Source organism: Blautia hydrogenotrophica DSM 10507 (genome assembly GCF_034356035.1).
GTDB classification, from domain to species: domain Bacteria; phylum Bacillota; class Clostridia; order Lachnospirales; family Lachnospiraceae; genus Blautia_A; species Blautia_A hydrogenotrophica.
The window spans coordinates 1,899,185-1,912,503 of record NZ_CP136423.1 but is presented as its reverse complement, the minus strand read 5'-3'; the positions used below and the strand labels follow the sequence as shown (position 1 = coordinate 1,912,503).

Here is a 13,319-nt window from a genome sequence, read left to right as displayed (position 1 = left end):
AAAGATGAAGAAGAGAAATCTGTATTTAAAGACGATATCTGTGGAAGAAGCATTGGAAAAATATAAAAAAGTTTTGGAGACGGTGATCGAGGTAAAATGGGAACGGATACCTGTGACCGAAAGTCTGAACCGGGTGACCCGCTCCGCAGTCTATGCGAAATACTGCTCCCCCCTGTTTAATTCTGCGGCCATGGACGGCATTGCGGTAGTCACGCAGAGAACGAAAGGTGCCTCGGAGGTCAGGCCGGTGGAGCTGACAGAAGGGGAGGATTATCAGGTTGTAGATACGGGAGATCCGGTGAGTCCTCCTTATGACGGGGTGATTATGGCGGAGGATCTCTTGGAGACCGGGAAAGAAGGACAAGTGCGGATTGTGGAGGCGGCTGCGCCGTGGCAGCATATTCGCCCTATTGGCGAGGACATCGTGGCAGGAGAGATGATTCTGCCCGGACACCACAAAATACGTGCCATTGATGTGGGAGTTTTACTCTCCGCAGGCATCACTGAGATAGAAGTCGCGGTGCAGCCGTCCGTGGCAATTTTCCCCACAGGTACAGAAATTATCGAGCCGGGGGAGACTCCTGTGGAGGGCAGTATCATTGAATCGAATTCCCGTATGTTTGAGAATTTGGCGCGGGAGCAAGGAGCAAGGGCTAAGCGTTTTCCGGTGATTCCCGACGACTATGAGAAAATTCGCAGGGCGGTCAAAGAGGCGGCTCAAAAATACGATCTGGTAATTATAAACGCTGGTTCCAGCGCAGGGACAGAAGACTATACCGTCCATGTGCTCAGAGAGCTGGGAGAGGTGGTGGTTCATGGGGTTGCGATCAAGCCTGGAAAACCAGTCATTCTGGCTGTCGTGGATGACTGTCCAGTGATTGGCCTGCCGGGATATCCGGTGAGTGCCTATATTGGATTTGAAAATTTCGTGATACCAGTACTTTCGATGCTGGGAGATTTTACATGCAGAAAAAATCCTGTTGTAGACGCAGTAATTTCCAAAAGGCTTGTCTCCAGTCTCAAACACAGAGAGTATATCCGGGTGAAAGTCGGCAAGGTGGGAGAGAAGCTGGTGGCGGCACCGCTGGCTAGGGGGGCCGGAGCAGCCATGTCTATGGTGCGTGCAGACGGCTTCTGCGTGATTCCCCAAAACAGCGAAGGTGTGGAGGCATCAGAGACGGTGAGCGTGGAGCTTTACCGGGATATTCAGGAAATAGAAAATACTTTGGTGGTGATAGGCAGTCATGATCTGATTTTGGATGTGATGGCGGATTTGATGCCGGAGGTCAGCAGAGGGATGTACTTGTCTAGCACGCATGTGGGAAGCATGGGCGGACTGATGGCTCTGAAAAGGAGAGAGGCTCATATCGCGCCGGTACATCTTCTGGATGAAGACACCGGCGTCTACAATCAAAGTTATCTGAAGCGAATTTTTAAGGAGCCAATGGCTCTGATTCGAGGAGTCGGCCGGGTGCAGGGATTGATGGTGAAAAAAGGCAACCCCATGGGTATTTGCGGGATTGAGGATTTAAAAAGATGCCGCTATGTAAATCGGCAGAGGGGAGCAGGGACAAGGATTTTATTAGATTATCTGCTAAAAAAAGAACAGATTTCGCCGGAGGAGATTTCCGGGTATGACTGTGAAGCCACGACGCATATGGCTGTAGCTGCTCAGGTTGCCTCAGGGGGAGCAGATGCGGGAATGGGAGTGTTTTCAGCGGCGAAGGCCATGGGGCTGGATTTCTTGCCGGTGGGAGACGAATCCTATGATTTTGCTCTCTATCAAGAAGACTTAGAGCTTCCGCTGGTGAAATGCTTCCTTCAAATTTTAAAATCTGAAAGGTTCCATGAAAAATTAAGGGAACTGGGAGGTTATTCCTGGGAAGAGGCGGGACAAATCGTGAGGATAGACAGCCGGTCAATGAAGTGAGGAGGTATTCTATGGGGCTAGGAAAAATATCGAAAATCTTTATCTATGAGAAAAAGGGTGCAGCGCCGATCTCCTGTGATGCCTGTGAGCTGACCGTGGAAGACGGTATCAAAGGCGACTGGCACGGGAGCGACCTTCAAAGACAGATTTCCATTCTCCCAGTAGAAGTCAGAGATTTTCAGGAGGAAGGCTTCTGTCTGAAAAAGTTCAAAGAAAACGTACAGGTGGAAGGGATTGACTTTTCAAAGACTTCCCCGGGTACTTTTCTGAGGATGGGAGAGGTGGTTTTGCAGATTACCGAAGTTTTTAAAAAATGTTATCCTGAACTGTGTGAACTAGCGAAGTCAGGGCAGGACTGTTCTTTGCGAAGACAGGCAGTGTTCGCCAAGGTCGCCAGGGGCGGATGGCTGCGGACAGGAGATGATGTCAAGATCAATACTGGACAGAAATAGGAAAAGTTCACAAAATATTGACAAAAAAACCGGGAAGTGGTATGCTAAATTAACAAAAAACAGAGCTGACGACTGACGGATTTAATGTGGAGAACCACGTGGGAGTCTGTCTCTGTGGCATGCCGACCGTCTGGGCAACATTTACTTAAGAGGGTGAATGTTGCCTTTTTTGATATAATCATATAAATCTTGTCACAGAAAAAATAGAGGAGAAAAGTAATGGACAGAAAGGACGTCTATTCCCTCCTGCTTTTGGCAGGCGGGAAGAGTCTGAGAATGGGAAAAGATAAGGCGCGGCTTTTGTATGGCGGAAAGACCTTCGCGGAGCTGATTATCGACAAGGCAAAAGAAGTTGGGATTGACCGGATTTTTGTGTCGGGATTTGAGCTTGAGGGGGACGTCGGGGAGGTTGTATGGGACCGGTATCCGGACCGCGGGCCGCTCGGAGGACTCCATGCCTGTATGAAAGAGATGGAGACGCCTTTTTGTCTGGTGCTTCCAGTGGATGTGCCGAGGCTTTCGCCAGAAATTTTAGAGGAGCTTTTGGTGTATCATGAGAGACACCGAAGGGGATTGACGAGGGGGAGGGAGATTCCGCTGCTGTGGGAGCATGGTGTGCGTAAGGAACCGCTGATCGGTGTTTATCCGGTGGCTATGGCAGAGACGATAGAAGAGATGATAAAGGAACGTGCGCTTCCGGTATTCCGGGTACTGGACCGATGGGGATATGAGTGCTTTTTGAGGGATATCCCGGAAGATCAGATTCTGAATGTAAATACTCCGGAGCTCTATAAAAGACTGTTAGAGAGCCGGCCAGATGGGACGACAGAAGGACGAGGAGGGAAGATGGAAAAAGAAAGAGTACAGATTTTAAAAATTACAGGGAATCAATTTCAAGAAAAAGAGGATGACGTGGCGCTGGAATACCAATACGGCCTCAGACTGAAAGATGGAAGAGAGATTTCCATTTCGTGCACACCGACACATATGGAGGAATTATCCCTGGGAAGAAGATTTTTGTTGGGAGACTTAGCAGGAGAAATCAAGCCTGTACATGCGGACCCAGTGGAAAGTATAAGCCTGAAAAAAATTTTCCAGGCTGCCAAGGAAATGTTTGAAAATCCGGGAACTCTTTTTTCAGATACTGGATGCGCTCACAGTTGTGTGCTCATGATGGAAGGTAGGGTGCTTTGCTCTATGGAGGATATTGGCAGGCATAACGCTTTGGACAAGGTCATTGGCTATGCGCTGAAATATGAAATACCGATCCCAAAATGTGCGGTGTTCAGTAGCGGGCGGATATCGCAGGACTATCTTCAAAAAGCAATTCAGGCTGGGTTTTCGGTGGTATTGTCCAGGGCTGCGGTGACTGGCAGTGCAGTGGCTCTTGCCAAAAAAGAGGACATTACACTGTTGGGATTTATCAGAAAAGAGACAGGAAATATTTATCATATGGGTCATGTGAAGATAAGTGAAAAATAATTTGGAATTATTTGGATATTGAAATAACAAATAATATAAAAATTGATTTTTTTCAAAGAATTATATAATATATAATTGAGTATGGGATAATCATTTTTAAAAATGAGAAAAGTCAGACATGTCCGATGTTTGATTTGGATAAGGAGGAAGGGTATGATAACACTAAAAATCAACGACAGAGCTGTCGAAGTGGAAGAAGGCAGTACGATTCTACAGGCTGCTAAGAAAATAGGGGTGTTCATCCCCACATTTTGTTTTGACGATTTGGAAAGAATGCCGGCAAAACACTGTAGCAATTGCAGTGAGTACGGGGACTGCAAAATATGTTCCTGCGAGGTGGAAGGGGAGGTCAGCCTCTTGACTGCCTGCAACACGGAGGCTCGGGAGGGAATGGTGGTCTGGACAGAGTCAGAAGAGGTTAAGAAAGCCCGCATCGGGATTTTAAACCGGATGATTGCCACTCATCCCTTGGACTGTATGAACTGTAGGAAGCTGGGCGCCTGTAAGTTGCAAAAGTACTGCGAAATGTACGGGGTGAAGGAAGCCCAGTATGTGGTGCCTTACGAACACCGGGAGAAAGATACTTCCAACCGTTTTTATTACCAGGAGATGGATAAGTGTATCCGCTGCGGAAAATGTGTGAGAACCTGTAGGGAGCTGGTGGGAATCAATGCGCTGGCAATGGCTCAAAGAGGAGCTGTAGCCTATGTGGTTCCCAATGGGGGAGACACCATGGCAGAGACAGCCTGTGTCTCCTGCGGCAACTGTGTGTCTGTCTGTCCTGTGGGGGCGCTGATGCCGAAATCCCTCCACGAATTCCGGGAGTGGGAGACACAAAAAGTCCGGACGACCTGTGCATACTGTGGTGTCGGATGCCAGATTGATTTTTCTGTCAAGGATGGAGTGATTGTGGACGCGAAGCCGGCCAATGGCCCTTCCAATCAAGGACTTCTCTGTGTAAAAGGTAAGTTTGCCTATGAGTTTATCAATCATGAAGACCGACTGAAATATCCGATGATTCGCAGAAACGGGAAGTTGGAGAGGGTTTCCTGGGAAGAAGCCTTGGATTTTGTGGCAGAGAAAATTCTGAAAATAAAGAAAGAATTTGGCCCGGATGCGATTGCCGGTTTTTCCTCCGCCAGAACAGTAAACGAGGACAGCTATCTGTTCCAGAAATTTATACGGGCAGCGGTGGGGACGAACAACGTCGATCACTGTGCACGTCTTTGTCACAGTTCCACGGTTGCAGGGCTGGCGGCGACCCTCGGAAGCGGAGCAATGACCAACTGTATCGCGGAAATCAAAGACGCGGATGTGATTTTTATCACTGGTTCCAACACAACAGAAACCCATCCGGTGATGGGAATGTATGTGCGTCAGGCACACCGTATGGGCAAGAAAATCATCGTCGCAGACCCAGTACGCATTCCTCTGGCTGAGATCGCGGATATCTATCTGCAAATCAATCCGGGAAGCAGCGTGGCTTTGAGCAACGGGATGCTGCATGTGATTTTTGAAGAGGGACTGGAAGACAAGGAATATATAGAAAAATATACCGAAGGTATTGAAGAGCTGAGAGAGATTGTAAAGAAATACACGCCGGAGAAGACGGCAGAGATCTGTGGGGTCGATAAAGATCTGATTATTCAGGCGGCAAGGCTCTACGCGAGCACACATAAATCCTATATTGCTTATGCGATGGGAATCACCCAGCATGTCAATGGAACGGACAATGTATCCAGTCTGAGCAATCTGGCGCTGGTGACCGGGAACATTGGCAAGAAGGGCAGCGGCGTGAATCCTCTGCGTGGACAGAACAATGTACAGGGGGCTTGCGACATGGGGGCACTGCCAACCGATTACCCAGCGTACCAAAAAGTATTTAATCCTGAGGTACAGGAGAAGTTTGAGAAAGCTTGGGGTGTGAAGCTCAGTCCGAATAAGGGATATACGGTGACAGAGACGATACCGGCAATACTGGAAGACAAAGTAAAACTTCTGTATATTATGGGTGAAAATCCAATGGTTTCTGACCCAGATTCCAATCATGTGAAACATGCTCTGGAAAAGGCTTTTGTCGTGGTACAGGATATTTTCCCCAATGAGACCACGGAATATGCAGATGTGGTGCTGCCATCGAAGGCTTTTGCGGAAAAAGATGGTACTTTTACAAATACGGAACGTCGTGTACAGAGAATACGAAAAGCTGCCAGTGTAAAAGGGGAATGTAAGGACGACTGGTGGACGATTATGGAGGTTATGAATCGAATCGGCTATCCCTGCCACTATGACACGGTGGAGGATGTCTTCAATGAGATGAGAACGGTGACGCCTTCTTATGCGGGAATTACTTATGAGAAAATTGAGAAGGAAGGGGTTCAGTGGCCCTGTCCTACCCTGGAGCATCCGGGTACGCCGATCCTGCATGTGAACGGACCGGGCAGAGGCCGCGGGCTTTTGAAAGCTCTGGACTGGATACCGTCGCCGGATACCTGCAATCCTGAGTATCCGATTGTGCTGACTTCCTGCCGGATACTCTATCATTACCATACGAGGACCCAGACGGACAAGACACCGGGTATCCATTTCACAGCTCCCAGAAACTGGATTGAGATAGACCCAAGTGATGCAAAAGATCTGGGAATTCAGGGCGGCGATTGGGTGAAAGTATCCTCGCCGAGAGGCTCTGTGTATGTGGAGGCAAGAATTGCGGATACTCTGAGACCGGGAGTGGCCTGGATGCCTTTCCATTATGCAGGAGGAGCCAATGTTCTCTCAGACTCAGAACATCTCGACCCAGTCAGCAAAATTCCGGGCTTTAAACAGATCGGTGTAAAAATAGAAAAGGTTGATGGAAAAAAAGCGAAGGAGCTCACGGAAAAAGCGCGGAACAGAGAAATTGAGTATTATGACCGGGAAGACCCCATCAGCACCGCGTATCGGGAGCACACTGCGGAAAACCTGACAGGCTCTGTCCAGGCGCAGTGAATATGGGGGTAGGAAAGTAATGGATGCTCAGAAAGGAATGAAAAGTTATGTATGAAGTGTATGGCGGAATGCTGAAAGAGGACATTGTCTGTACGATTGACGGTAAGAAGGTAGTCTGTCCACCAGAATCATCTATTTTGGAGGCTGCCAGATCAGCAGGGATTGAAATTCCCACCTTGTGTTATCTAAAAGGCTTGACTCCCACCGGTGCCTGTGGAATCTGCGCGGTGGAAATCGAGGAAGAGGGAGGCAGGATTATTCGTCGTTCTTGTCGTGTGCGCGCGAAAGACGGCATGGTTATTTACACCAACACTCCAGCGGTGGATGCATACCGAAAGGAGAGGCTGAGAGAGATTTTGGAGAGACACCCCAACGATTGTTTGACCTGTCAGAAAACAGGGGGAAACTGTCAGCTTCAGAATGTCTCATACCTGTTCGGAATCAATCCCGAGAAACGCAATGTACCTGGAAGGGGAATCGACGATTCTAGCCCGGCAATGGTCCGGGATATGGACAAGTGTATTGCCTGCGGACGCTGTGTGACTGTGTGCGAGGAAGTACAGAAAATCGGAATCTATGAGATGAAATGCAATGAGGAGACGGGAGAACGCTATGTGAACACGAAGAAGGATGTGAATCTGTCTGCTACGGCTTGTATCAATTGCGGCCAGTGCGTGAAAGTCTGTCCGGTTGCTGCGCTGACAGAGAAAGACAGTATACATAAGGCGATAGCAGCCTTGGATGATCCCAATACGACAGTGGTATGGCAGATGGCTCCAGCGATTCAAAACACACTGGGAGAGGAATTTTGCCTTCCGCCGGGAACCGATGTGACGAAAAAGATTTCGGCAGCTATGAAGCAGTTGGGAGGCTATGCGTTTACCACGGATTTCAGCGCAGATGTGACGATTATGGAAGAGGGGACAGAGTTTATTCAGCGTGTGACAAAGGGTGGCGTGCTTCCAATGATGACTTCTTGTTGTCCTGGATGGGTAAAATATATGGAGTATCATTACCCGGATCAGTTAGACCATCTTTCTACCTGTAAGTCGCCGCAGCAGATGTTTGGAGCTTTGGTCAAAAACTATCTGCCCGAGAAGATTGGTGTGCCTGCTGAGAATATTTGCCAGATTTCCATCATGCCTTGTGTCGCGAAGAAATTTGAGCGGGACAGGACAGAGATGGAGAGCGAAAATGGCCGAGACGTAGATATCGTACTCACGACCAGAGAGGCAGCGAAATTATTCAAGCTTCGTGGAATCAACCTTGCCGCGATTCAGGAAGAAGAGTTTGATGACTTTATGGGCGAGGGTTCCGGCGCTGGCCGTATCTTTGGCACGACAGGAGGTGTCATGGAAGCCGCGCTGCGCACGGTGGTGTGGAAACTGACCGGAGGAAAGATTGACCAGATTGACTACCAGGAAGCAAGGGGCTACAAGGGACTGAAAGAGGCATCTGTGAAGATTGGGGATTTGGAAGTAAAGATTGCTATTGTCAATGGAATCGGAAATGTAAAGCCGGTGATGGAAGACATCCGGGCCGGGAAATCTCCTTATCATTTTATAGAAGTTATGGCCTGTCCCGGCGGCTGCTTAAATGGCGGCGGAGCTCCCTTGACCGCTTCACCGGATATGATTGCCAGAAGAATGGATCAGATGTATGAGAGTGATAAAAACAGTGCGATCCGAAGATCCCATGAGAACAAAGAGGTACAGAAGCTCTATGAGGAGTATCTCAAAGAACCCTGTGGTCATATTTCGCATCACCTGCTGCACACTGCCTATATGGACCGCAGTGGCGAAGTAAGGTAGGAAAGGCAAGGTGAGAATTTATGGCTTTTGTTATAACAGACCGCTGTGTAAAGTGTGGGGCCTGTGAATCTGAGTGCCCAAACAAGGCGATTGTAGAAGAAGAAAAAAAATTCTGTATCAATTACAGGAAGTGTTTACAGTGTGGGAACTGTATAGATGTCTGCCCCAATAAGGCAATTGACGAGATTTAGATTATAATAGGAAAGAGGCGCCTCGGTTTGTCCGGGGAGCCTCTTTTTAGGCTGACTTTTGGACGGAAAAATCAAAGAACCCCCATCAGGAAGTGAGCACAGGCTGTGAATAAGAAGCACAGGCTCATTCCCATCAGTGTGGGTACTAAGATGGAGACGAAGGTCCATTTCAGACTCTGTGTCTCTTTGTGGATGGTCATAAGAGTAGTCCCACAGGGCCAGTGCATCAGCGAGAATAACACAGTGCTTACAGCGGTAATCCAGGTCCAGCCGTTGTCCACGAGCAGTTGGCGCATGAGGTTCAGGTCCTCCATCTCTAGCAGACTTCCTTTTGCCAGGTAGGTCATCAACATAATGGGAATCACGATTTCGTTGGCAGGCATTCCCAGGAGGAAAGCCATTAAAATTACTCCGTCCAGGCCCAAAAGTCTGGCAAAGGGGTCGAGAAAGTTTACACAGTGATTTAAGACGGCGGTGCCGCCGACGGTGATGTTTGCCGTCATCCAGATCAGCAGACCGGCAGGGGCAGCTATGAGGATGGCTCTGCCAAGCACAAACAAAGTACGGTCGCAAACGGAGCGGATGATTACTTTTCCAATCTGCGGCCGTCTGTATGGAGGCAGTTCTAGCGTAAAAGAAGAAGGCATTCCCTTTAGGAGAGTTTTGGATAACACTTTAGATGCCACTAAGGTCATGCAGATTCCCAGGAGAATGACTAAGGCCAGACAGAAAGCCCCAAGGAGTGAGGCAGATAGCCCTGTGGCACCGCCGGCTATGAAAAGTGAGAGGATGGTTAGGATTGTGGGAAATCTGCCATTACAGGGTACCAAGCTGTTGGTGAGGATGGCTATGATGCGCTCTCTGGGGGAATCTATGATTCTGCATCCAGTGACGCCCACGGCGTTGCAGCCAAAGCCCATACACATCGTCAGGGCCTGTTTTCCGCAGGCACAGCATTTTTTGAAGCAGCGGTCTAGATTAAAAGCTACCCGGGGGAGGTATCCGAAATCTTCTAGAAGTGTAAAAAGCGGAAAAAAGATTGCCATAGGGGGCAGCATCACGGAGACGACCCAGGCTAGGACCCGATACATTCCAAAAATCAGCGGGGAGTAGATGGCTTTGGGAAGCTGAATCGAAATTGCGAAATCTACAAGCCGGTCCTCGACCCAGAACAGTCCGGATGACAGAAGGGAAGAAGGAAAGTTTGCTCCGCTGATGGTGAGCCAAAAGATCAGAAAAAGCAGCAGAAACATGATCGGAAATCCTGTAGCTTTACTGGTGAACAGGTGGTCTAGCTTCCGGTCGAACTTTGCATACTGTACATCTTCAAAAGTGACTGCTTTTTTACAGATGGTCTCGCAGCGGTGAATGAAACTCTCAGCAATGACATCCCGAATCACCTCGGTCGTGTAACCCTGTGTTTCCAGCTCTTTTTTTACTTCCGTGAGAAGGGAGATGATCTCAGGATACTCAGACAGAGAAATCTCAAGTTTTTGTTTCAAAGTAAGTGTAAAATTATCATAGTCCTCTAAAAGACGGATGCAGGCCCAGCGGGCGTTTAATTGGGAGCCGAGTGTTTGTTGAAGGGGTTCTAGGAGTTTTTGGATGGCATGTTCCAGAGGGAGCGGATAGTGTACCGCTTCTTTTTTTCCGTATTTTCCGGTTTTTAGCAAGGCGATGCCTGTGAAAATATCTCCCAGTCCTTTTTGTTGCCGCGCCGCGGTTCCGACGACGGGAATGTTCAGCTCTTGCGAGAGCAGGTCCAGGTCTACTTTTACTTTTTTCTTTTTGGCCTCGTCCAGCAGGTTGACACAGAGCACTAGCTGCCTGGTAGTTTCCATAATTTGCAGAACTAGGTTTAGATTCCTCTCCAGACAGGTTGCGTCGCAAACGGCGACAACGGCTTGTGGATGTTCAAAGCAGATAAAATCTCTGGCGATTTCTTCTTCCTCAGAGTGTGCCAGCAGGGAATAGCAGCCAGGAAGGTCCACAAGCTGATAGGTAACGTCTTCCTGACGGTAGATTCCTTTAGCACATTCCACCGTCTTTCCAGGCCAGTTTCCTGTGTGCTGATTCATGCCGGTGAGCGCGTTGAAAACTGTACTTTTTCCCACATTGGGATTTCCAGCTAACGCTATGATTCTTTTCATTGATCTACCTCACTGATATAAATTTGTTCTGCGTCTTCCCTGCGTAGCGCAATGATCGTCTTTCGGATTAGGTAAGCGCTGGGATCTCCGAGAGGACTCCTGCTGATACACTCTATTTTCGTGCCGCGGATAACTCCTAAGTCTTGGAGACGCCGGCGTATCTGTGAGCTTTTTGCAAAGCCAGTGACAATTCCGTAGTGTCTGGGCTTTATGTCTGATAAATTCATAGATAGGTCCTCCTTTATTGGCAGAAGTGGTTCAACTGCGTGATAAACGATACTATAGAGTATGCAGCGGACGGGCTGAATGTGAAAAAACAGAAAAAATGTAGATGAATTGGAAGTGCTTGTGATATTATGAAAGAAATCATGTGAGAAAGTTAGAGGGGGAAAAACCATATGAAGTTCCGAAAAAAGAGGGTAAAAATTGCAATGATTGTGGCGCTTTTGCTCGTGATTTTGATTCCGCTCATTGTGATGGTTGTGTCAAAGCATTTTACAGCTCAGGAACAGGCAATCAGAGATAACTGGTCGGAGGAAGTCAGCAGTTTGGTGGGAACAGACGAGGAAGAGGAAGTCCGACTAAATGATGCGGGGCTGGAATCAGACTTGCCTATTTTGCGGCTTGTTCCATTTGAAATCGAGGAAGAAGGATTTACTTATTATGACACGGACGTTCAGGACCGGCTAAGAGGAACCTTGGAGACACTGAAAGAATTTAGGACTGACTGGGATGCGGATGCCCCATTGGCTGTGTTGAATCCTTATGGTACTGGCAGCAACGGCTTGTATCTTTACTTTACCACAGATTATGCCACTAAAATAAGCTATAAGATTTCCGTGGAAGACGATTCAATCTTAGATTACTCAGCCGTTGCCAGAGATAGCAGTGCAAAAGAATATACAAAAGAACATGAATTTCAGATCATTGGACTTGTACCAGGAAAGACTAACAAGGTGACCATGACGATGACAGGTACCTGGGGAAACGTGAGAAAAAAAGTTTCTTTTGAGATTACAATGCCTGAGAACAAGTCTGGATATCCCACACAGTTGGAGTACACGCAAGGTGAGAGCGTGGAAGGACTCTCTGACGGTCTGTACGCGATGATGCGAACCAATGGATATCTAGGTTATGGATTCTTTTTTGACAATGAGGGAGTGATGAGGTATGAGATGGTTCTGGAAGGCTATGGTCTCGATCGAATTTTAGATCAGGGAGACGGCACAATTTTGACTTGTGTGTCCTCATCAAAACTTGCCCGGATGGATGGGGTAGGCAGAGTGATTCAAACTTATTCTTTGGACGGATATCAGTTGCACCATGACATTCAGCCGGCGAAAGAGGGGAAAATTCTGGCACTGGCAGAACACGAAGATACGGCGAATGTGGAAGATTTGGTGTTGGAGATTGATTTGAAATCGGGTGAGGTGACAGAGCTTTTGGATTTTAAAAAGATCATGAACGAATACTATGAGCAGGAGACACGCCCGGTCTCTGCCGCCGATGATTTCTTCTGGCAGGCAGGGGAGGAAGACTGGATTCATTTGAATACACTACAGTATATGCAGGAGAATGACAGTCTTGTCGTCTCTTCTAGAGAGACCTCCACGATTATAAAAGTTCAGAGTATACATAATAGCCCAAGTCTGGACTGGTTGGTTGGTGACAGCGCTTTTTGGGAAGATACTGCGTATGCAGACTTATGCCTGACAAAAGAAGGGGATTTTGTGCCTCAGTATGGGCAGCACAGCGTCGAGTATGTAGGGGCGAAAAATGAGCCGGGTGTCTATGAACTGCGGATGTACAATAACAATTTTTGGTCTTTGAATACTCGTGATTATGAAGCCGATTTGGATGACTCTGTGGGTACGGAACTGTATGGGGGCGAAGGAGTCAGCAGTCAGGTCTATATCTATGAGATTGATGAGAATGAGCGGTCATATCGGTTGGAGAGCTCTTTTGAGGTGCCATATTCTAGCATTGTCTCTAACGCAGCTCCTGCCAGTAACACAGACAATTGGATCGTGAACAGCGGAATGGCAAATGTCTTTGGCGAATATGACAGTCAAGGGGAACTGATTCGAGAGTATGCTTATACGTGTACGATGCAGGGATACCGTACTTTTAAACTCACCATGGAAAATTTTTGGTTTTTGGAGCCATAATGGGCGGTATACAAAGCTGACTTTGATTGCAGATAAAATTTCTGACTTGACAGCAAAAAAGATATTTGTTATATTACACATATAACAATGATTGCCTGAGCATTTTAGATCTATCTCCCCCGGGGCGACTCGGGGGAGTTGCCTTAT

Annotated in this window: 9 protein-coding genes and 1 riboswitch; of the genes, 7 read left to right on the top strand and 2 right to left on the bottom strand. The window is 47.8% G+C overall.

Annotated elements, in window-relative coordinates; all coding sequences use genetic code 11:
- Positions 1-4: 4 nt before the first annotated feature.
- From BLHYD_RS08930 to BLHYD_RS08905, 6 genes are all read left to right on the top strand, one after another.
- Positions 5-1,930 (top strand): molybdopterin biosynthesis protein, encoded by a 1,926-nt coding sequence (locus tag BLHYD_RS08930; protein WP_005945953.1) that lies wholly within the window; start codon positions 5-7, stop codon positions 1,928-1,930.
- 11 nt (positions 1,931-1,941) lie between these two features.
- The gene (locus tag BLHYD_RS08925) at positions 1,942-2,382 is read left to right on the top strand and encodes an MOSC domain-containing protein (protein ID WP_005945951.1); all 441 of its coding nucleotides are present in this window, start codon (positions 1,942-1,944) and stop codon (positions 2,380-2,382) included.
- 58 nt (positions 2,383-2,440) lie between these two features.
- Positions 2,441-2,525, top strand: a riboswitch (ZMP/ZTP riboswitch).
- A 76-nt stretch (positions 2,526-2,601) separates the two neighbouring features.
- Complete coding sequence (locus BLHYD_RS08920) at positions 2,602-3,864, top strand: formate dehydrogenase accessory sulfurtransferase FdhD (protein WP_005945948.1); 1,263 nt, start codon at positions 2,602-2,604, stop codon at positions 3,862-3,864.
- Between the two features lie 153 nt (positions 3,865-4,017).
- Positions 4,018-6,852, top strand: a complete 2,835-nt coding sequence (fdhF, locus tag BLHYD_RS08915; RefSeq protein WP_005945946.1) for a formate dehydrogenase subunit alpha — start codon at positions 4,018-4,020, stop codon at positions 6,850-6,852.
- Between the two features lie 47 nt (positions 6,853-6,899).
- The gene (locus BLHYD_RS08910; RefSeq protein ID WP_005945944.1) at positions 6,900-8,663 is read left to right on the top strand and encodes a 2Fe-2S iron-sulfur cluster binding domain-containing protein; all 1,764 of its coding nucleotides are present in this window, start codon (positions 6,900-6,902) and stop codon (positions 8,661-8,663) included.
- Between the two features lie 20 nt (positions 8,664-8,683).
- Positions 8,684-8,854 carry a DUF362 domain-containing protein gene (locus BLHYD_RS08905; protein ID WP_005945942.1) on the top strand — a complete coding sequence of 57 codons (171 nt, stop codon included), beginning with the start codon at positions 8,684-8,686 and terminating at the stop codon, positions 8,852-8,854.
- A 71-nt stretch (positions 8,855-8,925) separates the two neighbouring features.
- On the opposite strand, the gene feoB is transcribed toward BLHYD_RS08905, so the two are convergent.
- Both feoB and BLHYD_RS08895 read right to left on the bottom strand, forming a co-directional pair.
- Positions 8,926-11,004 (bottom strand): ferrous iron transport protein B, encoded by a 2,079-nt coding sequence (feoB, locus tag BLHYD_RS08900; RefSeq protein ID WP_005945940.1) that lies wholly within the window; start codon positions 11,002-11,004, stop codon positions 8,926-8,928.
- Entirely contained in the window at positions 11,001-11,231 is a 231-nt protein-coding gene (locus BLHYD_RS08895) for a FeoA family protein (RefSeq protein ID WP_040350287.1), read from the bottom strand. Before BLHYD_RS08895 ends, feoB begins: the two co-directional genes overlap by 4 nt.
- A 171-nt stretch (positions 11,232-11,402) precedes the next feature.
- Here BLHYD_RS08895 and BLHYD_RS08890 point away from each other — a divergent pair, with 171 nt between their 5' ends.
- Entirely contained in the window at positions 11,403-13,172 is a 1,770-nt protein-coding gene (locus BLHYD_RS08890) for an aryl-sulfate sulfotransferase (protein ID WP_005945936.1), read from the top strand.
- Positions 13,173-13,319: the final 147 nt, after the last annotated feature.

Bases quoted from the DNA above. Each gene is read 5' to 3' on its own strand.
- BLHYD_RS08930 (WP_005945953.1), top strand. From the start codon at position 5: ATGAAGAAGAGAAATCTGTATTTAAAGACGATATCTGTGGAAGAAGCA.
- BLHYD_RS08925 (WP_005945951.1), top strand. From the start codon at position 1,942: ATGGGGCTAGGAAAAATATCGAAAATCTTTATCTATGAGAAAAAGGGT.
- BLHYD_RS08920 (WP_005945948.1), top strand. From the start codon at position 2,602: ATGGACAGAAAGGACGTCTATTCCCTCCTGCTTTTGGCAGGCGGGAAG.
- fdhF (WP_005945946.1), top strand. From the start codon at position 4,018: ATGATAACACTAAAAATCAACGACAGAGCTGTCGAAGTGGAAGAAGGC.
- BLHYD_RS08910 (WP_005945944.1), top strand. From the start codon at position 6,900: ATGTATGAAGTGTATGGCGGAATGCTGAAAGAGGACATTGTCTGTACG.
- BLHYD_RS08905 (WP_005945942.1), top strand. From the start codon at position 8,684: ATGGCTTTTGTTATAACAGACCGCTGTGTAAAGTGTGGGGCCTGTGAA.
- feoB (WP_005945940.1), bottom strand. From the start codon at position 11,004: ATGAAAAGAATCATAGCGTTAGCTGGAAATCCCAATGTGGGAAAAAGT.
- BLHYD_RS08895 (WP_040350287.1), bottom strand. From the start codon at position 11,231: ATGAATTTATCAGACATAAAGCCCAGACACTACGGAATTGTCACTGGC.
- BLHYD_RS08890 (WP_005945936.1), top strand. From the start codon at position 11,403: ATGAAGTTCCGAAAAAAGAGGGTAAAAATTGCAATGATTGTGGCGCTT.